This is a genomic window from Mesorhizobium sp. ORM8.1, assembly GCF_053005525.2.
Map to the genome: position 1 here is coordinate 4432651 of NZ_CM132600.1, position 24287 is coordinate 4456937.

General features: G+C 63.8%; 17 protein-coding genes and 2 pseudogenes. 10 read left to right on the forward strand and 9 right to left on the reverse strand.

Annotation, left to right across the window (positions count from 1 at the left end; all coding sequences use genetic code 11):
* Positions 1–79: 79 nt before the first annotated feature.
* Positions 80–1549 (forward strand): M48 family metalloprotease, encoded by a 1470-nt coding sequence (locus ACVDG8_RS22290; protein WP_447256638.1) that lies wholly within the window; start codon positions 80–82, stop codon positions 1547–1549.
* Between the two features lie 135 nt (positions 1550–1684).
* Here ACVDG8_RS22290 and ACVDG8_RS22295 read toward each other — a convergent pair whose 3' ends face one another.
* Entirely contained in the window at positions 1685–3619 is a 1935-nt protein-coding gene (locus tag ACVDG8_RS22295) for a caspase family protein (RefSeq protein WP_455707222.1), read from the reverse strand.
* Positions 3620–3809: 190 nt separating this feature from the next.
* A complete protein-coding gene (locus tag ACVDG8_RS22300) occupies positions 3810–4673 on the reverse strand; it encodes an RNA polymerase factor sigma-32 (protein WP_447256640.1) in 864 nt (287 codons plus the stop codon).
* Between the two features lie 306 nt (positions 4674–4979).
* Here ACVDG8_RS22300 and ACVDG8_RS22305 point away from each other — a divergent pair, with 306 nt between their 5' ends.
* The 3 genes and pseudogenes from ACVDG8_RS22305 to ACVDG8_RS22315 all read left to right on the forward strand — a co-directional run bounded on the left by ACVDG8_RS22305 (position 4980) and on the right by ACVDG8_RS22315 (position 7320).
* Complete coding sequence (locus ACVDG8_RS22305) at positions 4980–5753, forward strand: amino acid ABC transporter substrate-binding protein (RefSeq protein ID WP_447256641.1); 774 nt, start codon at positions 4980–4982, stop codon at positions 5751–5753.
* A 112-nt stretch (positions 5754–5865) separates the two neighbouring features.
* Positions 5866–6547 (forward strand): annotated as a pseudogene (locus tag ACVDG8_RS22310) (ABC transporter permease subunit).
* Positions 6544–7320, forward strand: a complete 777-nt coding sequence (locus ACVDG8_RS22315; RefSeq protein WP_447256643.1) for an amino acid ABC transporter ATP-binding protein — start codon at positions 6544–6546, stop codon at positions 7318–7320. Before ACVDG8_RS22310 ends, ACVDG8_RS22315 begins: the two are co-directional and overlap by 4 nt.
* Before the next feature lie 73 nt (positions 7321–7393).
* Here the strand turns inward: ACVDG8_RS22315 and ACVDG8_RS22320 are convergent, their stop codons facing one another.
* The 6 genes and pseudogenes from ACVDG8_RS22320 to ACVDG8_RS22345 form a co-directional block, all read right to left on the reverse strand.
* A complete protein-coding gene (locus tag ACVDG8_RS22320; RefSeq protein WP_371013248.1) occupies positions 7394–7975 on the reverse strand; it encodes a CarD family transcriptional regulator in 582 nt (193 codons plus the stop codon).
* Between the two features lie 374 nt (positions 7976–8349).
* Entirely contained in the window at positions 8350–8688 is a 339-nt protein-coding gene (fdxA, locus tag ACVDG8_RS22325; RefSeq protein WP_447256644.1) for a ferredoxin FdxA, read from the reverse strand.
* Between the two features lie 215 nt (positions 8689–8903).
* Positions 8904–9290, reverse strand: a complete 387-nt coding sequence (locus tag ACVDG8_RS22330) for an RNA-binding S4 domain-containing protein (protein ID WP_447256645.1) — start codon at positions 9288–9290, stop codon at positions 8904–8906.
* A gap of 379 nt (positions 9291–9669) precedes the next feature.
* Complete coding sequence (locus tag ACVDG8_RS22335) at positions 9670–12741, reverse strand: helicase-related protein (protein WP_455707852.1); 3072 nt, start codon at positions 12739–12741, stop codon at positions 9670–9672.
* A 755-nt stretch (positions 12742–13496) separates the two neighbouring features.
* Positions 13497–14221, reverse strand: a pseudogene (gene phbB, locus ACVDG8_RS22340) (acetoacetyl-CoA reductase).
* A 122-nt stretch (positions 14222–14343) separates the two neighbouring features.
* A complete protein-coding gene (locus tag ACVDG8_RS22345; protein ID WP_447256646.1) occupies positions 14344–15528 on the reverse strand; it encodes an acetyl-CoA C-acetyltransferase in 1185 nt (394 codons plus the stop codon).
* Between the two features lie 304 nt (positions 15529–15832).
* Between ACVDG8_RS22345 and phaR the strand changes: the two genes are divergently transcribed.
* A complete protein-coding gene (gene phaR, locus ACVDG8_RS22350; protein WP_447256647.1) occupies positions 15833–16435 on the forward strand; it encodes a polyhydroxyalkanoate synthesis repressor PhaR in 603 nt (200 codons plus the stop codon).
* A 262-nt stretch (positions 16436–16697) separates the two neighbouring features.
* Here the strand turns inward: phaR and ACVDG8_RS22355 are convergent, their stop codons facing one another.
* Complete coding sequence (locus tag ACVDG8_RS22355) at positions 16698–17843, reverse strand: citrate/2-methylcitrate synthase (protein ID WP_447256648.1); 1146 nt, start codon at positions 17841–17843, stop codon at positions 16698–16700.
* Positions 17844–17932: 89 nt separating this feature from the next.
* Between ACVDG8_RS22355 and ACVDG8_RS22360 the strand changes: the two genes are divergently transcribed.
* The 5 genes from ACVDG8_RS22360 to ACVDG8_RS22380 all read left to right on the forward strand — a co-directional run bounded on the left by ACVDG8_RS22360 (position 17933) and on the right by ACVDG8_RS22380 (position 24253).
* Positions 17933–19018: a citrate synthase/methylcitrate synthase gene (locus tag ACVDG8_RS22360; RefSeq protein WP_447256649.1), complete on the forward strand. Its 1086-nt coding sequence runs from the start codon at positions 17933–17935 to the stop codon at positions 19016–19018.
* Positions 19019–19221: 203 nt separating this feature from the next.
* Positions 19222–20352 carry a patatin-like phospholipase family protein gene (locus ACVDG8_RS22365; protein ID WP_447256650.1) on the forward strand — a complete coding sequence of 377 codons (1131 nt, stop codon included), beginning with the start codon at positions 19222–19224 and terminating at the stop codon, positions 20350–20352.
* 276 nt (positions 20353–20628) lie between these two features.
* A complete protein-coding gene (locus ACVDG8_RS22370) occupies positions 20629–21048 on the forward strand; it encodes a DUF6314 family protein (protein WP_447256651.1) in 420 nt (139 codons plus the stop codon).
* Positions 21049–21287: 239 nt separating this feature from the next.
* Positions 21288–22709, forward strand: coding sequence for a coniferyl aldehyde dehydrogenase (locus tag ACVDG8_RS22375; RefSeq protein WP_447256652.1), 1422 nt, complete (start codon positions 21288–21290; stop codon positions 22707–22709).
* A 368-nt stretch (positions 22710–23077) separates the two neighbouring features.
* Positions 23078–24253 (forward strand): efflux RND transporter periplasmic adaptor subunit, encoded by a 1176-nt coding sequence (locus tag ACVDG8_RS22380; protein ID WP_447256653.1) that lies wholly within the window; start codon positions 23078–23080, stop codon positions 24251–24253.
* Positions 24254–24287 lie beyond the last annotated feature (34 nt).

Sequence of the window (24287 nt, forward strand, 5' to 3'; positions counted from 1 at the left end):
TGCCGATCCGGCTTTGGCCGTGATTTGCCGAGAATTTGGAAAGGATGCCGATCTGCCGACCGGCGCTGAGACAGTGTGGATGAAGCCATTGGCGCGTTTCTTCGCGCTGGCCGGCTTCGCCGTGGCGCTGGCGAGCTGTCAGATGTTTACGCCGCCGGATGTGCAGGAGAACGGCTTCCAGCCTTCCGACAAGCCGATCACCGTCGACAATGTCGTTGCCAACGCCAAGCTGGCCGAAATGGCCAAGGCGCAGCATCCGCGCATCCTGGCCACTTATGGCGGCGAATATTCCGACCCCAGGCTTGAACGCATGGTGGCCAAGGTCGTCGGCAATCTGACGGTGGTGTCGGCCAACCCGACCCAGACCTACCGCATCACCATCCTCAACTCGCCCAACGTCAACGCCTTCGCGCTGCCGGGCGGCTATCTCTATGTGACGCGCGGCCTGCTGGCCTTGGCCAACGACTCGTCCGAGCTCGCCGCCGTCATCGCGCACGAGATGGGCCACGTCACCGCCAATCACGGCCTGCAGCGGCAGCAGCTCGAGGCCGAGGAGGGTCTCGCGACCAAGGTGGTCTCCGATGTGCTTGGCGACAGCCCGACCGCCAAAGCAGCACTCATCCGCGGCAAGCTCAGGCTGGCGCAGTTCTCGCGCAACCAGGAACTGCAGGCCGACGCCATCGGCATCAAGTCGATCGGCGAGGCCGGTTACGACCCCTATGCCGCCGGCCGCTTCCTGCAGTCGATGTCGGCCTATACCGATTTCCGTTCGGTCAGCGGCGCCACCGATGCCAGCCTCGACTTCCTGGCGACGCACCCCAACACGCCGCAGCGCATCGACCTGGCGCAGCGCCTTGCCCGCAACTTCGGCCCGCCCGGCGTCGGCACGCGCGACCGCGACGCCTTCCTTGCCGGCATTGACGGCCTGCTCTACGGCGACACGCCGGAAGAAGGCTATGTGCGCGGCCAGACCTTCCTGCACCCCAACCTTGGTGTGTCGTTCACCGTGCCGGACGGCTTCATCATCGACAACACCGCTGCCGCGGTGACCGCGACCGGACCGGGCGACATCGCCATCCGTTTCGACGGCGTGGCGATCGACAAGTCGGTGTCGCTGACCGACTATATCCGCAGCGGCTGGGTTGCGGGCCTCGAAGAGGCCAGTGTGCGCCAGGAGACGATCAACGGCAACGACGGCGCGACGGCGCATGCCACGGCGCAAGGCTGGCAGTTCGACATCGCGGTGATCCGCGCCGGTGGCCAGGTCTACCGGCTGCTCACGGCCGCCCCTTCGGCCAGCGCGTCGCTCGATCCGGTCGCCCGCTCGGTCAGCAGTTCCTTCCGAACCCTGAGTCCGGCCGAGAAGGCGGCGCTGAAGCCGCTGCATATCAGGGTGGTCACCGTTCAGGCCGGTCAGACAATGGGCTCGCTCTCCGCCCAGATGGTCGGCGTCGACCGCAAGCTTGATCTGTTCCGGGTGCTCAACGCGATGTCGCCCGGTGCCAGCGTATCGGCCGGCGACAAGGTCAAGATCGTCACGGACAAGTAGGACCTGCAGGATAGCGGGTCGCTATTGGCCGCCGCCGCTTCAGGCCTCCACGATCACCGTCTGCCCTCGGACCGTTTTTTGCAAAGTCAACGACGGCACCACTAGGTTTGTTGCTGCTGGCGGGTACTGGCGTAATCAGCCATTGCTGTTGTTGCCTTGCGGATGATCGTGGTCGCCGTCAGTGCCGCGCCAGGGCAATGGCCCGGTTGGCGCCAGCGAGGGCGTGATCTTGGGTGGCGGCGCTTTTGGCGCAGGGGTGCGGACGACCTTTATCTTGGTGACAACTTTCGTCACCACCTTGGGCTTGCACACGGCGACCGTCAGGGTGTTTCGCCGCGGCGAAAGCCCGAGAATGCGCATCGAATAGGCTTCTTGCCTGTCGATGCCGGCATTGAGGAAAGCCAGCGCGCGCGCCCGGTCGCCGGGTACGCCGTTGCGACCTTCCTTGAAGATCAGCGCCAGATCGTTCATGGCATTGATATGCCCCATCGCTGCTGCCTTGAGCAGCAGATCCAGCCCCTTGCCGGTATCGCGCTGGACGCCAAGACCGTCGAACAAGGCTCGCCCCCGGGCGGTCATTGCGTAGGGGTCGCCTTTGTCCGACGCCTGCCCATAGAAGCCGTTCGCTTTCGTGAGATCCGCGGGCGCCCCTATTCCCGAGGAGGCAAGGTAGCCGAGCTCGTAGACAGCGCGGACGTGGCCCTTGTCGGCGGCTTCCTGGATGACCTTCCTTGCCTCGTCGATGTTGCCGGCCGCCAGCAGCGCCCGCCCGAGTTCGTAACGGAACCGCGTCACATCGGGATGGGCTTTCACCGCCGCCTCGCACGCCTCGATCGCGCCGTCGCCGATCTCGTTCGCCAACCGGCCAGGAACGACGCCCTGCAGGTCGAGCGGCTCGCCAGCTGCCTGGTCGCAAGGATCGATAGCCGGCGACAGCTTCATCGCGGCCTGCTTGGATACGTTACCGGCGCGGATTTGAAATCCGATCTCGACGGGAACTGCCGAGCCGATCTGCGGCTCATAGCGCAGATTGCCGACTTCACCGACCGTCAGGGTCGATTGCGGCGTGAGGACGCGATCCGGCAGGGACAGCGTTCCGGCTATCGGGTAGCTGGCGAGCTCGAGGCTCATCGAGGAATCCTCGGCCGGGAAATCCAGTTTCAGCGGAACAGGGCCGACGCCAACCGCGACGCCGATGTCATGGTTCTCGATAGCGGAAGCGGCAGCCGCAATGCGAATTCCGCGCTCAGCCGCCGGCTGCTTCGGTTGGGCGTCGTCGGGTGTCGGCAGCGTCGGCTGGCTCACCTCACGCATCAGCACGACATCGTCGATCAGCGAGGAGCTCTCCCACGGAACCTGCCTGCCATTGGTCGCCTTGACCACATCGCGGCGCACGGCGGCCATGACGGAGCGGATCTCCTGGTTTGGCGTCAGCGCGCGGCGGGAAAAGGAGGATGAGAAGGGGCTGAGATTGCCGGACCCGTCATAAGCGACGGCCCCTGGCCCGGTAGCAAAGGCAATCAACGCATTCTGCGAGCCTGTTACCTGCGCGAGCCCGGTGCTGCCGGAGACGATCAATTGGTCGCGCAACCAATAGTCCTTGCGCGGGAACGGATTGTTGCGGCAGGCATCGAGGATGATCACCTGAATCTTCGACTTCGAGCGCAACTGCTGCAGCACGTCGTCAAGCTTGATCGCCTGGACCTCCATGTCGGCCGCGTCCTTCAACGACGCATCGACCGGAATCAGGAAATTCTCGCCACCGATCTGAAAGCCGTGGCCGGAATAATAGACGACGGCGAGATCGGCGCCGTCGGCGGCAGCCAGATAGTTGCGGAACGTCTCTTCGAACTGAAGCTTGGTCACGTCCTTGGCGACGAACACGTCAAAGCCGGCCTGCCGAAAGGTGTTCGAGACGCCTTCGGCGTCCTTGTCCGGATTCTTAAGCGCCGGGATTTCCCGGTACTCGGAATTACCGATCACAAGGGCAACCCTTCGATCGGCGCGTGCTTCGACGGCGGTAAAGCTCAAGAAGATCAAGGCAGCGAGGAACACGCAGCGTCGCAGCATGGCAAAACCCTATCCGCTATGGGTCTATGGTTCGCCTAAAAAGGCTTTTTGCCACGCGCCGGTCTGTTAAAGAGTTCACAATCCGATATATAAGAACGAGATCGCCGGATCGACAAAATATTCACATTTAAATAAAGTCTTATATTGCACTTCATGAGGAATTCTACTCGGTTCAAGCCGCCTGAGCCAATCAAGCCGCCTGGGCCAAAAATTCCGGATTTTGCCGGACCAGCGCGACTTTGAGCTTTTCCATGGCGCGTGCCTCGATCTGGCGGACGCGTTCCTTGGAGATGCCGAGCTGTTCGCCAAGCGATTCCAGCGTGGCGCCGTCATCGCTCAGCCTGCGCTCCTCAATGATCCGGAGCTCGCGAGCGTTGAGGGCGCCGAGCGCGCTCCTCAGCCAGACAGCCCGACGCTGGACGTCGATCCTCTCGCCGACCACCTCGTCGGGAAGCGGATCATCGGACACCAGGAAATCCATTCGCTCAGCCGCGCCATTCTCGTCCGCCAATGGCGCGTTGAGCGAACTGTCAGGCGAGGAAAGGCGCGAATCCATCATCGCCACGTCGGCCTCCGGCACGCCGAGCGCGACCGAGACCTCACGGTAGAGCGAGGCGTTGGATATCGGCTCGGCGCCATTGGCGAGTCGCGCCCGCAAGCGCCTCAGGTTGAAGAACAGCGCCTTCTGCGCCGAGCTGGTGCCGCCGCGCACGATCGACCAGTTGCGCAGGATATAGTCCTGCATCGAGGCGCGGATCCACCAGGTGGCATAGGTCGAGAAACGTACCTCGCGCGCGGGTTCGAAACGCGCCGCCGCCTCAAGCAGGCCGACATGGCCTTCCTGGATGAGATCGCCGAGCGGCAGCCCGTAGTGGCGGAATTTCGAGGCCATGGAAATCACCAGGCGCATATGGGCAACGGTGATCCTGTGCAGCGCGTGCTGGTCGTTCTCTTCCTTCCAGCGCACTGCCAGGAGATGCTCCTCGTCCCGCTCGAGGTAAGGGGCCCTCATTGCCGCCCGGACCAGCGTCCGTCCTGCCGCGTCCTCGATCATGCCGGCTCCTCACGGCGGATTGTTGCGTCGAGACCGTTGAAAAGACGCCGCCGCGCCCTACAACTTGCCCTGCAACGTGCCAGGCGCATGGAAGGTTCCGTCGCCCGGCAGTCCAAATGTTGCCACTGGGAACATTCCGTTATCGGCTCGGGAAAGGCCCCGTCGCCGTTTTCTGGTGATTCTGAGAATCAGATTTCTGGCCGGCCCGATTTTTGAAATCTGGTTCCTTATTTCGCGATCATCTATCTGTCAGTTTCCGCTTCTCACAATGCGCCGGAGCTCCGGTCAAAACGGGATCACAGAAAAATGAAATGGCTTAAATCGCTTCTCATCGCCGGAACGCTGCAGGCTCTTGCGGTCACAGCCGGTCATGCCGGCGCCAATCTCGACCAGATCAAGCAGGCCGGCGTGCTCAAGGTCGGCACCGAAGGCACCTACGCGCCCTTCACCTATCACGACGAATCCAACGCGCTTGTCGGTTTCGACGTCGAGATCGCCAAGGCGATCGCCGACAAGCTCGGGGTCAAGGTGCAGTTCCTGGAGGGCAAATGGGACGGCCTGATCGCCGGCCTCGACGCCAACCGCTACGACGCCGTCATCAACGAAGTCGGCATCACCGACGCCCGCAAGGCCAAGTATGATTTCTCCGATCCCTACATCGCCTCAAAGGCGGTGCTGATCGTGCGCGGCGACAACACCGACATCAAGACCTTCGCCGATCTCAAAGGCAAGAAGTCGGCGCAGTCGCTGACCTCCAACTTCGGCAAGCTCGCCGAGACGAACGGCGCCGAGTTGGTCGGCACGGATGGCTTCGACCAGTCGATCCAGCTGCTGCTTACCGGCCGCGCCGACGCCACCATCAATGACAGCCTATCCTTCCTCGACTTCAAGAAGCACAAGCCCGACGCCAATGTGAAGATCGCGGCGCAGGAAGAGAACGCCGACTATTCCGGCGTCATCGTGCGCAAGGGTGACCCGGAACTGGTCGCCGCCATCAACAAGGCACTGGCCGACATCAAGGCCGATGGCACCTATCAGAAGATCGCCGACAAGTATTTCGGCCAGGACGTTTCGAAGTAAGCCATCCATGCCTCTGTTTTGCCGGCGGGTCGTCTTTGACGCCCCGCCGGTTTTTGCATGATAGTGGCCGGTGGGACGCGGCCGCCGCGTCGGGAAAAGGAGAGGGAAGTCCGTGCCGCATTGGCTGCAATTGATGCTGGACTCTTTGCCGACGCTGCTGTGGGCGGCGCTGATCTTCACCGTGCCGTTGACCTTGCTGTCCTTTGCGCTTGGCCTGATTGCCGGGCTGGTGACGGCGCTGATCCGGTTGTTCGGCCCGAAACCACTGGTTCTCGTGGCGCGCTTCTATGTGTGGATCTTCCGCGGCACACCGCTTCTGGTGCAGCTCTTCCTGATCTTCTACGGCCTACCTTCGGTCGGCATCCTGCTCGATGCCTTCCCGGCGGCGCTGATCGGCTTCACGCTCAACATCGGCGCCTACACCTCGGAGATCATCCGCGCCGTCATAGGCTCGGTGCCGAAAGGGCAATGGGAGGCCTCCTATTCGATCGGCATGACCTGGAGCCAGGCGATGCGGCGCACGATTCTCCCGCAAGCGGGGCGCGTCGCGGTGCCGCCGCTCTCCAACACCTTCATATCACTGGTCAAGGATACCTCGCTCGCGGCGGCCATCACCGTGCCGGAGATGTTCCAGGCCGCGCAGCGCATCGTCGCCACCACCTATGAGCCGCTGATCCTCTATGTCGAGGCTGCGGCGCTGCTACCTGGCCCTGAGTTCGGTGCTGTCGGCGCTGCAGGCGCGGCTGGAGGTGAGGCTCAACCGCTATGGCGGCTTCCTGGAGGCCAATTCATGATCGGCCTCACCGACATCGAAAAACGCTTCGGCGACAATCTGGTGCTGAAAGGCGTCACCGTCAGTCTCGACGAAGGCAGCGTGACGGCCTTGGTCGGCCCTTCGGGCGGCGGCAAAAGCACGCTTTTGCGCTGTATCAACCTCCTGGAGATCCCGACCTCGGGCAGCTTGCGCATCGGCGACGAAACGCTTGCGTTCCGTCCGGGCGGCAAGGTGCCGGCGAAAGACCTCCAGCGCATCCGCCTGCAGACCGGCATGGTGTTCCAGAATTTCCAACTCTTCCCGCACCGCACCGCGATCGAGAATGTCATGGAAGGGCTGGTGACGGTGCTGAGATGGCCTGAGCCCGAGGCGCGCGAGCGGGCGCTGGCGCTGCTCGAAAAGGTCGGCATGGCGCATAAGGCCGATGCGTGGCCGGCAACGCTGTCCGGCGGCCAGCAGCAGCGTGTGGCGATCGCCCGGGCGCTGGCGCCATCGCCGCGCGTGCTGCTTTGCGACGAGCCGACCTCGGCGCTCGATCCGGAACTGGCGCAGGAGGTTGTCGACGTGCTCGGCCAGCTCGCCCGCGAAGGCACGACCATGGTGATGGCCACGCATGATCTGAGGCTCGCCTCCAAGATCGCCCAGGAGGTGGTGTTTCTCGATGCCGGCGTCATCGTCGAGAAAGGCCCGGCTTCGGTCGTCTTCGACAATCCGGAGCGCGAGCGGACCAAACGCTTCATCGCCTCGCTGCGGCAGGAGGGGGCGCAAAAGGACGTTGGCGGAGCAGCTTAACGCGGGCCACTGGCACCAGAACAAAAAACCCGGCGCGCGGCCGGGTTTTTCGTAATTCGATGAGCGAAAAAGCTCAGGCAGCTTCTTCCTGCTCGGCTTCCTCGTTGTCGGCCTTGGCGCCGCGCTTCGGACCCTTGTTGAGGTTGACCTCGATGAGGCGGACGGCCTCGGTCTCCGACATCCGGTTCACCGCGGCGATCTCGCGCGCCATGCGGTCAAGCGCGGCTTCATAAAGCTGACGCTCGGAATAGGACTGCTCCGGCTGGTTGTCGGCGCGGTAGAGGTCGCGCACCACTTCCGAGATCGAGATCAGGTCACCGGAATTGATCTTGGCGTCATATTCCTGGGCGCGGCGCGACCACATGGTGCGCTTGATGCGGGCGCGGCCCTGCACGACCTTCAGCGCACGCTCGACGTAATCCTCTTCCGACAGCTTGCGCATGCCGATCGAGGTCGCCTTGGCGACCGGCACCTTCAGGCGCATCTTGTCCTTCTGGAAGTCGATGACGAACAGCTCCAGCTTGTGGCCGGCAACTTCCTGCTCGTCGATCGATACGATCTGGCCGACACCGTGCGCCGGATAGACGATGTACTCGCCGGTCTTGAACCCATGGCGGGCTGCGGTGGACTTCTTCTGCGGGGTTATCGTTGCCATACGCCCTGAACTCCTTGGTTGTGTGACCGGCATGGCGGCGCCGGCTGAACTCATGTGACCGGCGTGTGCCGATCGTTAGCCGCACAAGAGGCGAGCTACCGGAATAAAGCAGGGCGCGGCGAACCGCACGAATGCGCCCGCCTGACCCAGATCGCTCTGGTTCCGGATTAAGAAGCTCACCTTTCAGTGATTTGGGGCGCTAGCGCCAAAAATCGACGTCGTGTCACCGGCATGTTTGTCTGATGTAACACAAAAAGTCGGAAGAATCAAGGTTTTGCTGCGTTCGCCAACGCCAAGCGGCATCGCTGCCTGTCAAGACAGTAATTGTTTCGTTGCCGTTACGCTGCGTCGGACTGACCAAACCAGCAGGTAAATCAGTCGCCTTCGCCGGGCTCCGCCGAAAAATATTTCTCGAATTTTCCGGTCTCGCCGTCGAAACTCTTGGCGTCCGCCGGCGGTTCTTTCTTGGCCGTGATATTGGGCCATTTCTCGGCATATTCGGAGTTGACCTGCAACCATTTGTCGAGGCCGGACTCCGTATCCGGCTTGATCGCGTCAGCCGGACATTCGGGTTCGCAAACGCCGCAGTCGATGCATTCGTCGGGATGGATGACGAGCATGTTCTCGCCTTCGTAGAAACAGTCAACCGGACAGACCTCGATGCAGTCCATATATTTGCACTTTATGCAATTATCGGTCACGACATAGGTCATCGAAGGCTCCGGGACTTCCCGTATTTGCTCGGCTTTTTCAGGTGAGGTAACGCCTTTGCCCGCCGCATGCAAGGGCGGCGCTTGCGGGCAAGGTCGTGTTGCGGAAATGGAATTCCAGCCGTTTGCAACCTACGGTCGGATTCGCCCTGTGCAGAGCGTTTCATCGTTTCGCGGAAACGGCGAGCGTAAACACTTCGCACTTTTCCCGGAATTGCTCAGTCATCGCCAAGCAGCCGGTCGGTTTGCCGGCGCTCCCGTTTGGTCGGGCGGCCGCTGCCGGCCTCGCGCAACCCCGGAATCGCGTCGCGAACGGCCTCGCCCTTTGGCGTCGGCGTTGGCGACATGTCCTCGTAGAGCAGACGCGCCTCATCGGCGGGGCCGCGCCGCGTGCCGCAATTCACGACTCTCCAGACCAGGATACGGCCCTCGAGCGTGATGGTCAGCACATCGCCGGGCTTGACCAGATCCGAGGCCTGCGCTGCTTTGTCGCGATTGATGCGAACCCGGCCGGCAATGACGATTTTTGCCGCGAGCGAGCGCGATTTCACGGCGCGCGAGAAGAACAGCCATTTGTCGATGCGCTGGCGGCCTTCTCCAACCATCGGAACCGGTCGGGCTTACTTCTTCAGCTGGTCGCGCAAGGCGGCGAGCTTTGCGAAAGGCGAATCCGGGTCGAAGCGCTGCGGGCGCTCCTCGCGCGGCTTGCTCTGGAAAGCAGGCTTGCCGGCGGGGGCGTTGCCTTTGCCGTCCTGCCTTTTGCCTTTCCAGTCGGGCCGACCCTCGCGGCGGCCCCCTTCGTGACGATCTGGGCGCTCGCCTTGCGGCCTGCCTTCACGCCGCTCGCCATTCTCGCGCCGATCGCCGGTCTCCGGCCGCGGCTTGAACTTCGAGCGGTCGAAGCGCGGCTTGCCGGCGCCATCGCGGCGGCCTTCATTGGCAGGCTGGTCGCCGGGCTGGGCGCTGGCGACGCCAGGCTGGCCTTCACGCGCGGGCTGGTTGCCGCGCGGGCGATTGTCGCGACGATTGTCGTGGCGATGGCGCGGCCGCTGATGGTCGAAACGGGCCTGCCGCCACAGGAGGATCGGTTTTGGTTCCTCCGCCTCGGCCGGCGTCTCGCTCGCTCCACCTTCCCCCTCGTGGGAAGCGTCGGCGCGCAGCGCCGGGGCGGGGAGCGCCAGCGTCGGTGGTATCAGCACGACCTGCATCGTCAGTGCCATCACCCGCGTCGTTTCGCGCCGCGACCTCCCCCATCGAGGGCGAGGCGGGAGCTTCGGCGACTTCTTCGCTTGCTGTGACAGTTTCCACTGGGTCTGTAAGTGTCGGCGCATCCGCAGCGGGTTCCGCCGCCTCGGCAACAGGTTCGGCATCCGCTTCGACAGTCGGCTCCGGAGCAGCTTCGGCCGCAGGCTCCGCCGTCGCAATCGGATCGGCGGTGACATCGGTGTCTTCGGCAGGCGTTTCGGTGACGGCATCGGCAGCAGGCGCGGTTTCGGCCGCTGCCGCGGCACGCGCGGCCTCTTCCGCCGCCAGCTTCGCGGCGGCTGCCTCGCGGGCGGCATTGTCCTGCGCGTCGAGTTTCGCCTTCACCTCGGCCGGAGGCTTCGGCTCGGCGCGATAGCCAAGACCCTTCAGGATCTCTTCCATGTCGTCGGCGGTCGCGCCGAGGATCGACATCATCGGCGGCGTCACCATGAAGGACTGGCCGTCATAAGCGCCGTCCGGCCGCTGGCCGAGGCCGGGCTTCCAATTGGTCGCCGGGCGGATCAGGTCGGCAAGCCGCTCGAGGATGTCGACGCGTACGGCGCGGCGGCCGAGATTGCGGTATCCGGCGAGCTTGTAGAAAGTCTTGTCGAAGACGGGGTCGATGACCACCGAGGTGCGGCCCGAAGCCAGCGCATGCACCACGTCGCCGAAGCCGGGCTTGTCCTTGCCATCGTTCTTCAGCGCCCAGAGCAGCGTCACCAGCCCGGCGGGAGCCGGCTTGATCAGCGCCGGGACGAAGACATGGTAGGCGCCGAAGCGCACGCCGAGACGGCGCAAGGCGGCGCGGCCTTCCTGGTCAAGCGACTTCATCTCTTCGGCGATATCGCGGCGGTTGATCAGGCCGAAATGCTCGACCAGCTGGAAGGCGATGCCACGCGCGATGCCGGCGAGCTGCTCGGCATTCTTCAAATCGACCAGCGGCTTCAACAGCGACTCGATCTGGAAGTTGACGAAACGCTCGGCGCGCGCCGCGACCTTGTCGCGGGCGGGACCCGTCAGCTGCTCGTCGGCCAGAAGCACCAGCCTAGGCTTCAGCGCCTCGTCGGCGGAAACCAGCGTGCCGATCGGCGCGCCGATCCAGCGCAAGACGCCGTCCGAGCCCAAAGCCAGATCGCCATTGGCGCAAGCGGCAAAGCGCTCGGCGCGCGCGTCGAACTCTGCCGCGAGCGCCTTCTGCGCGGCGGTGCGCACGGCCTTGGCGTCCTCGCCGCCGGCGCTCTGGTCGGCAGTGAAGCGGAACCCCTGCAACTCGCCGACATGATGGCCTTCGACGAGGACGGTTCCGGTTGGGCTGATTTCGGCTTCAGGCATGGTATTTTCTCTAAGGCGCCGCATGAGGACGGAAGTCCTGCGGTCTACGAAGCGTTTCGTCAACCGCTCATGCAGCGCATCCGACAATCTGTCTTCGATTTCGCGCGTCTTTTCCTGCCAGTGTAGCTGATCGGCCAGCCATCCAGGGCGATTGGAGACGAAAGTCCAGGTGCGGATCTGCGCGATCCGGTGCGACAGCGTGTCGATATCGCCGTCCGTCGTGTCGGCCCGCCGCACCTGCTCGGCCATGTAATTCTCATCGACATGGCCATGGCGCGCAAGGTCCATATAGATCGAAGCGATAAGGTCAGCATGCTGTGCCGGCGCGATCTTGCGGTAGTCCGGCAGGGCGCAGGCTTCCCAAAGCAGCGCCACGCGTTTGGCATCGGTGGCCAAAGCCCTGATCGCTTCGTCGCGCGACAGATGTTCCAGCGCCTGCGCATCCACCGCCGGCAGCGCCCGCGTCAGTCCCTCGACCGGCGCGTTGGTTTCGATCGAACGCTTCAGCGCGTCGAGGTTGGAAAAATCGAAAGCGGCGGTGCGCCACTGCAGCACTTTCACCGGGTCGAAGTCGTGGCCTTCGATCTTCTTGACCAGATCCTCGTCGAGCGGGTCGACCTGGCCGGTGACGCCGAAGGTGCCGTCGCGCAGATGTCGGCCGGCGCGGCCGGCGATCTGGCCGAGCTCGGCCGCGGTCAAATTGCGGTACTGGTAACCGTCGAACTTGCGGTTCTGGGCGAAGGCGACGTGGTCGAGATCGAGGTTCAGCCCCATGCCGATGGCGTCGGTGGCGATGAGATAGTCGACGTCGCCCGACTGGAACAGCGCCACCTGGGCGTTGCGGGTGCGCGGCGACAGCGCGCCGAGCACGACGGCCGCACCGCCCTGCTGGCGGCGGATCAGCTCGGCGATGGCATAGACCTCATCGGCCGAGAAGGCGACGATCGCGGTACGCCGCGGCAGGCGGGTCAGCTTCTTCGAGCCGGCATAGGCGAGATGCGACAGGCGCGGCCGCGTCACCACCGACACGCCCTTCAAGAGCCGCTGCAGGATGCCGTGCATGGTCGCGGCGCCGAGAAGCAGCGTCTCCTGGCGGCCGCGCAGATTGAGGATGCGGTCGGTGAAGATGTGGCCGCGCTCGAGGTCGCCGGCAAGCTGCACCTCGTCGATGGCGACGAAGGCGGCGTCGGTCTCGCGTGGCATCGCCTCGACGGTGCAGACCGAATATCGCGCGCCGGCAGGCTGGATCTTCTCCTCGCCGGTGATCAGCGCCACTTTGCGGGCGCCGACCTTTTCGCAGACTCTCGTGTAGACTTCCCGCGCCAGCAGCCGCAGCGGCAGGCCGATGACGCCGGTCTCATGCGCCACCATGCGCTCGATGGCGAGATGCGTCTTGCCGGTGTTGGTCGGTCCAAGCACGGCGGTGACGTCGCGGCCTGAAAGGATCAGCGGCTCTCTGTGTTTCGGCTGGATGTTCATCGGCTCGGAAATGAGGCTTTTTGCCGCTTTCATTGCTGGAGCATGATCTTTCTCCAAAAACCGGTTCCCACTTTTCGGGATCATGCTCTCGTCGGAAACGTGGCGCTGCCGCCGCGTATGACAGGCGACACATAGGGATTTCAGGCGCCGAGCGAAAGCGGAATGTTCTTTCGACGGATCGCGCAGCCTTGAAGAGTGGTCAAAATCTACCGCGGTTAACTGCTGGAACGAGTCTGGAACGAATCAGCGACGAATCACAGACTCACTCTGATTCAGGTTTTGTTCACGGCTATATGTGGATTTTTTGACGATGGATCTCACCACATGCTGAATCGCGAAACTGGCCTGATTTATGCTGAGACGCTGCAATGCCCGCGAGTCCGTTAACTTTTGCCGGTGAACCATTGCGGCGGATAGGCACCCAGCCGACAAGGTTATGAAATTATTGATCTTTCCTAACCGGCTTTAAGGAATTCGGTGACGTTCGAGGCTCCCGCCGTTAACTTCTCGACCAAAGCCGGAACGAATCGGCGACGAATCAGCGATCACTGAAGTTTCCCGGTTTGTTCACCCCAACATATGGTGTTATCCACAGCTTGTGCACCGAGAACGCACAGCTTGCGAACAGCGTTACGCACAGAGCGCGGAGCAGCCGTTAACCTTTGCGTGCCGAATTGAGGCATCGCCTCGCATCGCCTGTCGTCGGCGAGCGAAAAAGCAGGCGGCCCGGCGGGGCCGCCCGCGTTCAAAACACATCAAGTGAAATACTGGCCGCCATTGGCGGTGATCGTCGAGCCGGTGATGAAGCCGGCGTCCTCGGAAGCCAGGAAGACGACGCAGCGCGCGATCTCTTCGGGTTCGCCGAGGCGGCCCACCGGGATCTGTGGAAGGATGCGCTCGTTGAGCACCTTCTCGTCGATCGCCTTGACCATCTCGGTGGCGATGTAGCCGGGGCAGATGACATTGACGGTGATGCCCGCGCGAGCCCCTCTTGCGCGAGAGCCTTGGAGAAGCCGATGTCGCCAGCCTTGGCGGCCGAGTAGTTGACCTGGCCCGCCTGGCCCTTCTGGCCGTTGATCGAGGAAATGGTGATGACGCGGCCGAACTTGCGATCGCGCATGCCGCTCCACAGCGGATGCGTCATGTTGAAGACACCCGACAGGTTGGTGTCGATGACCTCCTTCCACTGCTCGCGCGTGATCTTGTGGAACATGGCGTCGCGGGTGATGCCGGCATTGTTGACCAGCACCGAAACCGGGCCGAGATCGGCCTCGACCTTGCTGATGCCGGCCGCACAGGCGTCGTAGTCGGCGACCGACCATTTGTAGACCGGGATGCCGGTCTCGGCCTTGAATTTGGCCGCGGCCTCGTCATTGCCGGCATAGTTCGCGGCGACGGAATAGCCGGCGTTCTTCAGGGCGATCGATATCGCCGCACCGATGCCGCGCGAGCCACCGGTTACGATTGCTGTCTTGGTCATGAAGTTCCTCCTTTAAATCGTCTGAGCGAATGGGGAGTAGCGAATAGCGAGTAGGGATCTGTCGTCCCGTAGCGCGACGCTTTCTTCCCTATTCGCTACTCCCTATTCGCTATTCGCTGGGCTCAGATCGCTTCCACGCACATGGCAACGCCCATGCCGCCACCGATGCAAAGGGTGGCGAGACCCTTCTTGGCGCCGCGACGGCGCATTTCATGGACCAGCGTGTTGAAGATGCGGGCGCCCGAGGCGCCGATCGGATGGCCGATGGCGATGGCGCCGCCATTGACGTTGACGATCGAGGGATCCCAGCCCATGCCCTGGTTGACGGCGCAGGCCTGCGCGGCGAAGGCCTCGTTGGCTTCGACGAGGTCGAGGTCCTTGACCGACCAGCCGGCCTTCTCCAGCGCCCGCTTCGAAGCGGGAATAGGTCCAGTGCCCATGATTGCCGGGTCGACGCCGGCGGTCGCCCAGGAAGCGATGCGCACCAGCGGGGTGATGCCGCGGCGGGCGGCCTCGGCCTCGGTCATCAGCAGCGCGCCGGCCGCGCCGTCATTGATGCCGGAGGCATTGGCGGCGGTGACCGTGCCGTCCTTGTCGAAAGCCGGCTTCAACTTGGTCATGGCGTCGAGCGTGGCGCCATGGCGGATATACTCGTCCTGGTCGACAATCGTGTCGCCCTTCTTGCCCTTGATGATGAAGGCGACGATCTCGTCCTTGAACTTGCCGGCCTTCTGCGCCGCCTCGGCCTTGTTCTGCGAGGCGAGCGCGAACTCGTCCTGGGTGTCGCGGGTGATCTGGAACTGGCGGGCCACGTTTTCTGCGGTGTTGCCCATATGGTAGCCGTTGAAGGCATCCCACAGGCCGTCCTTGATCATGGTGTCGATCATCTTGTAGTCGCCCATCTTGACGCCGGCGCGCAGATGCTCGGCGTGCGGCGACAGCGACATCGATTCCTGGCCGCCGGCGATGATCACCTTGGCGTCTCCGGTGGCGATCTGCTGCATGCCGAGCGCGATCGCCCGCAGGCCCGAGCCGCAAACCTGGTTGAGGCTCCATGCAGTGGTTTCCTTGGGCAGGCCGGCGTTGATCGAAGCCTGGCGAGCCGGGTTCTGCCCCTGGGCGGCGGTCAGCACCTGGCCGAGGATGACCTCGTCGACCTCAGCGGCTTCGACACCGGCACGCGACAAAACTTCCTTGATGACGACGGCGCCGAGCTCATGCGCGGGCGTGGCGGCAAACGCGCCGTTGAAGGAGCCGACGGCCGTGCGCGCAGCGCTGGCGACGACGATTGCATTGGAAGCGGACATTTTCTTCTCCAGACTTCGAGGTGTCGTATTCTTGGGGCCGTTTCAGGACTTTCTTGCCCGTTCCAACCCTTGAGTCAAACCGGAAATGGGCATGGCCGGCATGCGCGGCAAGCAGGGCGGGCAACGGTTGCCGTAACATGATGTTGACCGTGCAGCATATTTTCTCCCGGCCAACCCGCATTAAATGATGCCGCACTGCACAAACCACTTGGAATTGTAGGGCTTTTGCGCATATCCTCGACAAATGGCGCAACGTTACCGGCAGCTTACTCCACAGCGTGCCGGTATCCTGGGGAGGATACGGATGGCCGCGAAAGACGACCCGATCGTCATCAAGAAGTATGCCAACCGCCGGCTCTACAACACCGGCACAAGCACCTATGTGACGCTCGAAGACCTGGCCGAGATGGTCAAGAAGGGCGAGGAATTCACCGTACAGGATGCCAAGACCGGCGACGACATCACCCATCCGGTGCTGACGCAGATCATCTTCGAACTGGAAAACAAGGATGGGCAGAACATGCTGCCGATCCCGTTCCTGCGCCAGCTCATCGCCTTTTACGGCGACCAGATGCAGATGATCGTGCCAAGCTTCCTCGAGCAGTCGATGATCGCCTTCTCGAAGGAACAGGAACGCTTCCGCGAGCAGCTCAAAGGCGCGTTCGGCAAGTCGCCGATCGACGTGATGAAGATGGCCACGCCGATGAAGGCGCTGGAAGAGCAGACGCGCCGCAACATGGAGATGTTCCAGAACGCCATGCGCCTGTTCACGCCGTTCCCGCCCGCGGGCGGCAACGCCGCTGCGCCGGCCGAGCCGGCGAAGAAGGACGAGAAGGGCGGCGACGATCTGCAGGAATTGAAAGCGCAGATCGCGGCCATGCAGCGCAAGCTGGACACGATGTCGTAAAGGGCTTTTCAGCCTCGCTACTGGCGGTCGCTGTCGTCTGAGATTAGCCGAAAAGCCCATCCCTTCGTCATCCTCGGGCTTGACCCGAGGATCCATGCCGTGACGCTTGCCTTGGAATGCAACGGCGCAGAATTCTGGAACCGTATTAACGCCTTAGCGTCACGGCATGGATCCTAGGGACTGCGCGCGTCGCTTCGCTCCTTGCTCCGCCCTAGGATGACGACGTGAGAGACGCTTCGGCTAATCTCAGAGGTCTTCATCTTCATCCTATCCCGGCAGGCCCATCATACCGTGCCCGCGGCCGGATTAGCCGGTTGCTGGTCACCTGCTCGATGGCGTGCGCCGTCCAGCCGACGCTGCGGCCGAGCGCGAACAGGCGGAACGGCGCATCGGCGGGGAGCTTGAGGCCAAGCGTCAGCGCGGCGAGTGCGAAGTCGATGTTCGGGCGCAGGCCGGTTGCGGCAAGCACCGCATCGCGCAGCCGCAACAGCCCGTCATCGATCTTGAAATCGGAGAACAGGCCGTCGGCGCGCGGATCACCCTCTGGATAGAGCGGGTGGCCGAAGCCGGGCAGCGGCCGGTCATGCGCCAGCCAGCGGCCGATCGCCTCGTCCGGCCCCAGCCGCCCGGCATCCTCGACCAGCGCGATCGCGGCCGCACCCGCCCCGCCATGGCGTGGGCCGGTGAGCGTGGCGAGGCCGGCGAGCAGGCAGGCCGCGACCGGCGCGCCGGTGGACGCGGCGACGCGCGCGGCGAAGGTCGAGGCGTTGAGTTCGTGATCGGCCAGCAGCACCAGCGCTTTGCGGATCATTTCGCCACCCGCAGCACCGACAGACCAGCCGCGCGCCAGCCTTTCATGCACGGGTTCCGGGCCCGGCACAGCGCCAAGCGCTGTGGCCAGCGCGCTGGTGGCTGAGGCGCCGTCCTGCTGCAGCATGGCCGGCCTGCGGCCGAGCGACGGCCAACCTTCCGCCGCGAGCGCCGACAGCCTGGCGAAGGCCGTTGGCGTGCCGGCTTGGCGAACAGGAGAGGTGGTCAGCGAAGCGAAAGAGACCGCGTGATCCGTGGCCCATAGCAGGCCGGCGGTTTCCTCCAGCGTTGCCGTCGCTGAAAGCGCCACGGCGTCCCTGCCGCGATAGACGAGGCGGCCATGCAGCACCGTCGAGATCGACGTCGAGATCGCCGGTTCGCCCCAGGCGATGGCGCTTTCGGCGATGGCTTGCGGACTGCGTCCGCGCGCCCGACGCGTGGCAAGCGCTGCGATGTCGTCGGCGCGGTATCGGCTGCGGCGCGGGTCGACTCCATCCGGCTGCATGCCGATGCGGCCGCGGCTGACATAGGCGTAAAGCGTCTGCGGCCGGACATTGAGCCGGGCCAGCGCTTCCTCCCGGGTCAGCCATTCCGTCATTTGCCGCCTTACGTTGATTGTCTTGATCAAGATTGATGCATTGATTGTGCAGCATTAATTGCAGTGCACAAAAGGTCAAGGAGACAATCATGGCAAACGGGCTCGATGATGTTGTAGCGGCCGACACGGTGCTTTCCGATGTCGATGGCGCGGGTGGGCATCTCACCATCCGAGGCCATTCGCTGATGGAACTCGCCGGCCGCTGGCGCTATGGCCAGGTGGTCCGGCTGCTTTTCGATGGTTTTTTCGATGAGCTTCCCGACGACGCGGAGCTGGAAAGGGCCATCGGCAAGGCGCGCGTCGATGTGTTCGAACGGTTGCAGCCGGTGCTCGGCCAGTTCGCGCCGCTCGACATCTACAGCGGCATGCGCGCCGGCATGGCCATGCTGCCGGACGGCGAAACACTGGCCGACGCGTTGCGGCTGGTTGCCGCGCCGGCGGTGCTGACACCGGCCCTGCTGCGCCTTGGCCGCGGCGAGGCGCCGATCGCTCCCGACGACAAGGCCGATCATGCCGGCGATATGCTGCGGATGCTGTCCGGCACAGCATCGCCGGCGCTCGCCAAGGCGCTGGACAGCTATCTGGTGACGGTCTGCGACCACGGGCTCAACGCGTCGACCTTTGCGACGCGCGTGGTGGCGTCGACGCAGGCAGGCCTGACCTCGGCGATCCTCGCCGGTCTCGGCGCGCTGAAAGGCCCGCTGCATGGCGGCGCGCCTGGACCGGTGATCGAGATGCTCGACGCCATCCAGGCGCATGGCGATGCGGCTGGCTGGCTGCGCGACGAGATCGCGCGTGGCAAGCGCATCATGGGCTTCGGTCATCGTATTTACCGTGTGCGCGATCCGCGCGCCGATGTGTTGAAGGCGGTGGTGCGGCAACTCGGCAGCCAGGGCGAGACCCGCAGCCGGCTGGCCTTTGCCGAAAAGGTCGAGCAGACGGCGCTGGAGGTGTTGCGGATCGCCAAGCCGCAGCGTTCGCTGCAGACAAATGTCGAATTCTATACCGCTCTGGTGCTGGAAGCGGCGGGCTTCCCGCCGCAAGCCTTCAGCAATGTGTTCGCGGCCGGCCGCGTCGCCGGCTGGATCGCCCATGCGCGCGAACAGCAAGCGACCGGGCGGCTGATCCGGCCGCAGTCGCGCTATGTCGGGCCGATGCCGGATTTGGTGGCCTGATATTGCAGAGCCAGCTCTATGGAGCCCTTCCGTTCGTGTGAGCGGAGGGGTTTTTCATGGACGAAATTTCATGTGATCACGCTTGTTTGTTCGTGTTCTTGCCTTGGTCCATCCTTATATGCTGCACTGCAACATAAACGGATGGCAGCAGCTCCAACTCGGTGACGCAGGGGCAGCCGACGCATCAACACGACAGGAACGCCATGACGAAGAACGGCAAGGCGGAGGACAGGAAGAAGATCAATATCGCGCTCCAAGGTGGCGGCTCGCATGGCGCCTTCTCCTGGGGTGTGCTCGACCGCCTGCTCGAGGATGGGCGGCTTGAGATCGCCGCGGTGTCGGGCACCAGCGCCGGCGCCATGAACGCGGTGGCGCTGGCCGACGGGTTCGTGCGCGCCGGCGTCGAGGGCGCGCGCAAGAAGCTCGACGATTTCTGGCGCGCCGTGGCCGCCAAGGGCCGCTTCAGCCCGGTGCAGCGCATGCCGTGGGATGTCGCCTGGGGCAATTGGTCGGTCGAGAACACGCCAGGCTATATGTTTTTCGATACCATGTCGCGGGTGTTCTCGCCCTATGTCGCCAACCCGCTCGGGCTCAACCCGCTGCGCGACGTGGTCGAGCAGGAGGTTGACTTCGGCAACGTCCATGCCTGCAAATCGATGGAGCTGTTCATCTCGGCGACCAATGTCGAGACCGGACAGTTGCGCGTCTTCTCCGACGGCGAGATCGACCTCGATACGGTGATGGCGTCGGCCTGCCTGCCGCAGCTGTTCCGCGCCGTCGAAATCAAGGGCGTGCCCTATTGGGACGGCGGCTATGGCGGCAACCCGGCGCTTTATCCGTTCTTCAAGGCGACGGCGGCCGATGACGTGCTCCTGGTGCAGATCAATCCGGTGGTGCGCGAAGGCACGCCGAAAAGCGCCAACGAAATCCAGAACCGCATCGACGAGATCACCTTCAATGCCGGGCTGCTGCGCGAATTCCGGGCGATTGCCTTCGTCAAGGAGTTGATCGCGGCCGGCCGCCTGCCGCATCACGAATACCGCGACATCCGCATGCACCGCATCGATGCCGACGAAGCGTTCAAGGACCTGTCGGCGTCATCGAAGATCAACGCCGAATGGGCCTTCCTGACCTATCTGCGCGACCTCGGCCGCAGCGCCGCCAGCGACTGGCTGGAAGAAAATTACGATGCCGTCGGCCATCATGCGACGCTCGATCTCTCAGGCGAGCTCGATGACGGCTTCAAGCCGGTGCGCGGCCCGGCGCCGGGATGGCGGGTGAAAGAATTCCTGGCCGCGCGGGCGAAGCCTGAGGCGGAGCGGCGGCGGGCCTGAATTGAGCCGGAGCGGAACGCCCTATGGCGTTTCGCTCCGGTCATGGCATCAGGCGTCTGCGACGTCTTCGTGGCGGGTGCCTTGGTTCCCCGCCTTTTGCCTTGGCAAACTCGGCGCCGACATCTTTGCTCCGATGTCGCCGCGGATATTGAAAATATCGAGGTCGATATCGCGTGAAGAACGCGGGATCGATCAAGACGATCAGCGAAGTCTTTCGGCGATCCGAATAGACGTTTATGAAGATCGCCAACGTCGTCTGCCCGGAATGAACCACCGATGTTGCCGCATACCGTAACGCCAGCGCTTGCGAACGCCTTGATCGGGCGCTGGCGCGTGCGCCGTGTGGTGCGCGACTATATCGGCTCGGCGAGTTGCGCGTTCGCCGGTGAGGCGTCGCTGACCGAGGGTGGCTTTTTGGAGGAGGGCGAAATTCGCATCGGTGAGCGGGCGATGCCGGCGAACCGGGCCTACAGGCTGGAGAGGAAGGACAGCTCAGTGCTTGTCTTTCGCAGCGATGAATTGTTCATCCGGCTCGACGATCGGCCGTCGCAGGTCGTGCATCATCAATGCGGCGGCGACAACTATGTCGGGCGCTTCATTTTTCGCAGCCGCGACGAATGGATCGAGGCATGGCGCGTGAAAGGCCCGCTCAAGAATTATGCAAGCGTCAGCCGCTTCCACCGCCAAGGGCGTTGATATTCAGGTGATGCCGGCCTGCAAATGGCGGCTTCCTGCGCTTCCGGTGCTCACGTACTTAAGTACGCTCCGCTCCGGTTCTCGGAAACCGCCATTTTCGACTCGGCCTGACCTGAATCTCAACGCCCTCGGGCCTCGTCTGATCATTGTTTGGCACCATTCCCCGACGGAACCCTGGACTCCGCTGGATTCGGCGCTGCCTGCGATGTAATTTACCTGAACGTAAACGGGAGGTGGCGATGCTGCAGACCAGACAGAACACTCTCGGTGTCAAATTTGAAGCGCAGTGCAGGGCCTTCGAGAAGGAGCCGTTTCCCAGCATCGCGGTGCGCAAGGACCGGCTGAAGCGCCTGCTGGCGCTCACCGAAGGCCATGAGGTGGAAATCTGCGCGGCGATCGACAGCGATTTTTCCGCCCGGGCGGCCCAGGAAACCCGGCTTGCCGAATTGTTCGTCGTGCGCGCCGGCATCAGGCATGCGCTATCGCATCTGCGCAGCTGGATGCGCGAGCGCCGCGTCGCCACCAGCCTGCCATTCATGCCGGGCCGCAACCGCCTGCTGCCGCAGCCGCTGGGCGTGGTCGGCATCGTGTCGCCGTGGAACTATCCGTTCCAGCTCGCCATCGCGCCGGCGACGGCGGCCTTGGCCGCGGGCAACCGCGTGCTGATCAAGCCGTCCGAGCTGACGCCGAAATTCTCCGACCTTCTGGCACGTCTGGTCGAGGAGCATTTTTCGCCGGACGAGATGAGCGTGGTGGTGGGCGATGCCGATGTCGGCAAGGCATTCGTGTCGCTGGCTTTCGATCATCTGCTGTTCACCGGCTCGACTTCTGTCGGCCGCCAGGTGGCGCTGGCCGCCGCCGCCAATCTGACGCCGGTGACGCTCGAGCTCGGCGGCAAGTCGCCGGCGATCTTCGACCCGTCCTGCGATCTCGACGCAGCCGTTGCCAGCATCGCCTATGGCAAGTTGCTCAACGCTGGCCAGACCTGCATCGCGCCGGACTATCTCATGGTCCCGCAAGGGCAAGGCGCGGCGATTGCGGCAAAGTTCGCCACCGCCATGGCGAAACTCTATCCGCGGCTGGGCGACAATCCCGACTACACGGCGATCGTCAGCGAGCGGCACCACCGGCGGCTGAGCGACATGGTCGCCGAGGCGCGCGACAGCGGCGCCGAGGTCATCGAGGTCAATCCCGCCAACGAGAAGCTCGGCGTTACCGACCGCAAGATGGCGCCGGTGCTGGTCCGCAATGCCGGCGACACTTTGCGGCTGATGCGCGAAGAGATCTTCGGGCCGGTGCTGCCGATCGTCGAATATGGCACGGTCGATGACGCGATCGAGCACGTGAACCGGGGCGAGCGTCCGCTGGCGCTCTACTGGTTCGGCAGCGACGGCGGCAACCGCCAAAGGGTGATGCGGGAAACGGTGGCCGGCGGGGTCACGGTCAATGACTGCATGATGCATCTGGTGCAGGAACACCAGCCTTTCGGCGGTGTCGGCGAGAGCGGCATCGGCGCCTATCACGGCGAATGGGGGTTCCGTACCTTCAGCAAGGAAAAGCCGATCTTCATCCAGTCGAAGCTGAGCGCCGGCGTCTTGCTGCGCCCGCCTTATGGCAGGACATTCGAGCGGATCTTCCGGCTGCTGAACCTCATCACCTGATAATTGCTGGCGATGGGATATTCGGACGCAAACGGCGGTCATATGACAACGCTGCAAGTGTCTATGGGTAAAAGTTCGCATCATGCTGACGGCTGTTGCCAGTGACCTTGGGGAAACTGCCGCAATATCTCGACACGCCTGCAAAAAAACCGGGTGAAGCGGCCGAAATACCGAAAATTATCGAAACGCAGCGTTCCGTGACGCAATGATCCCGCAACTTTTCTGGCTATATTGCGCCGCAACTTTGGGATAGAAGCGGCGCTTCGCCGATCACGGCAAATTGAATAAGGCCCTGCGCGCACCCATATCGGCCGCGCGCCCGAGAGTTCGGAGCGCCGGCTCGCCAGGCCAGCAACGGAAAAATGACGATGCCGAAATTCAGGTTTCACAAGCTTGCAGCCATTGTCGTGCTCATCGGCTTCGCGGCCTGGATGGGAACGGGCGAGTTCTCGTCGGTCGGCAGCGCCGCCGACAAGTCGGTTGCTACCGACAAGGCCGCCGACGCTGGCAAACCGGCGCAGCCGGAAGCTGGCAAGCCGAAGACGGCTGAGCCGAAAGCAGCGCCGCGCACCGTCGCCGTGGTGACGCCGCCGCGCAAGACCTATGCGCGCGCCATCCGCATTTCCGGGCTGACCGAGGCCGACAAGCGGGCCGTTCTGGCGACACGCGTCAACGGCGTCATCGAGAAGCTGCCGGTCAAGCAGGGCGACCGCGTCAAGACCGGCGATCTGGTGCTGATGTTGGCCGCCGAGGAAAAGATCTCGATGCGCGACAATGCCAAGCAGCTTGTCGCGCAGCGTCAGGCGGAGCTGGACGCGTCGCTGCGGCTGATGAAGACCGGCAATCTGCCGAAGCTGCAGCTCGACACCGCCCGCTCCAATCTGACGCTCGCGCAATCGCAGCTGGATACCGCGCAGGCGGAGCTCGACCGCAACGAGGTCAAGGCGCCGTTCGACGGCGTTATCGACCGCATCCCGGTGGAGCTCGGCAGTTCGGTGATGCAGGGCGGCGAGGTGGCGACGATCCTCAAGCTCGATCCGGTGATCGCGCGCGGCGAGATCAGCGAGCGCGACCTGCGCTACATCAAGATCGGCGACGAGGCGGATGTGCGCCTGGTCAACGACCAGAAGGTCACCGGCACGGTGCGCTATATCAGCCGCGATGCGTCGGCGCAGACCCGCACCTTCCGTGTCGAAGTGGCCATCCCCAATGGCGACGGGTCGATCCCGGCCGGCATGACGGCCGAGATCACGCTCAGCGCCGAGCCGACCAACGCGGTTTTGCTGCCGCGCTCTGTGGTGACGCTGGGTGACAAGGGCGATCTCGGCATCCGCGCCGTCGGCAAGGACAACAAGGTGGCCTTCTTCCCGATCGACCTGGTCGACGACACCGCACACGGCCTGGTGCTAGGCGGCATTCCCGATGATGCGCGCATCATCGTCGCCGGCCAGGAGATGGTGAAGGAAGGCGATCCGGTGAAGCCGGTCGAGGCCGACCAGGCGACCATCAACAAGCTGATAGGCGAAGCCGCCGGCACGCAGTAAGCACGACCTGGCCGTCGCCGGCCTTGCCCGGCGA

Bases quoted from the DNA above. Each gene is read 5' to 3' on its own strand.
- ACVDG8_RS22290 (WP_447256638.1), top strand. From the start codon at position 80: ATGAAGCCATTGGCGCGTTTCTTCGCGCTGGCCGGCTTCGCCGTGGCG.
- ACVDG8_RS22295 (WP_455707222.1), bottom strand. From the start codon at position 3,619: ATGCTGCGACGCTGCGTGTTCCTCGCTGCCTTGATCTTCTTGAGCTTT.
- ACVDG8_RS22300 (WP_447256640.1), bottom strand. From the start codon at position 4,673: ATGATCGAGGACGCGGCAGGACGGACGCTGGTCCGGGCGGCAATGAGG.
- ACVDG8_RS22305 (WP_447256641.1), top strand. From the start codon at position 4,980: ATGAAATGGCTTAAATCGCTTCTCATCGCCGGAACGCTGCAGGCTCTT.
- ACVDG8_RS22315 (WP_447256643.1), top strand. From the start codon at position 6,544: ATGATCGGCCTCACCGACATCGAAAAACGCTTCGGCGACAATCTGGTG.
- ACVDG8_RS22320 (WP_371013248.1), bottom strand. From the start codon at position 7,975: ATGGCAACGATAACCCCGCAGAAGAAGTCCACCGCAGCCCGCCATGGG.
- fdxA (WP_447256644.1), bottom strand. From the start codon at position 8,688: ATGACCTATGTCGTGACCGATAATTGCATAAAGTGCAAATATATGGAC.
- ACVDG8_RS22330 (WP_447256645.1), bottom strand. From the start codon at position 9,290: ATGGTTGGAGAAGGCCGCCAGCGCATCGACAAATGGCTGTTCTTCTCG.
- ACVDG8_RS22335 (WP_455707852.1), bottom strand. From the start codon at position 12,741: ATGAACATCCAGCCGAAACACAGAGAGCCGCTGATCCTTTCAGGCCGC.
- ACVDG8_RS22345 (WP_447256646.1), bottom strand. From the start codon at position 15,528: ATGTCCGCTTCCAATGCAATCGTCGTCGCCAGCGCTGCGCGCACGGCC.
- phaR (WP_447256647.1), top strand. From the start codon at position 15,833: ATGGCCGCGAAAGACGACCCGATCGTCATCAAGAAGTATGCCAACCGC.
- ACVDG8_RS22355 (WP_447256648.1), bottom strand. From the start codon at position 17,843: ATGACGGAATGGCTGACCCGGGAGGAAGCGCTGGCCCGGCTCAATGTC.
- ACVDG8_RS22360 (WP_447256649.1), top strand. From the start codon at position 17,933: ATGGCAAACGGGCTCGATGATGTTGTAGCGGCCGACACGGTGCTTTCC.
- ACVDG8_RS22365 (WP_447256650.1), top strand. From the start codon at position 19,222: ATGACGAAGAACGGCAAGGCGGAGGACAGGAAGAAGATCAATATCGCG.
- ACVDG8_RS22370 (WP_447256651.1), top strand. From the start codon at position 20,629: ATGTTGCCGCATACCGTAACGCCAGCGCTTGCGAACGCCTTGATCGGG.
- ACVDG8_RS22375 (WP_447256652.1), top strand. From the start codon at position 21,288: ATGCTGCAGACCAGACAGAACACTCTCGGTGTCAAATTTGAAGCGCAG.
- ACVDG8_RS22380 (WP_447256653.1), top strand. From the start codon at position 23,078: ATGCCGAAATTCAGGTTTCACAAGCTTGCAGCCATTGTCGTGCTCATC.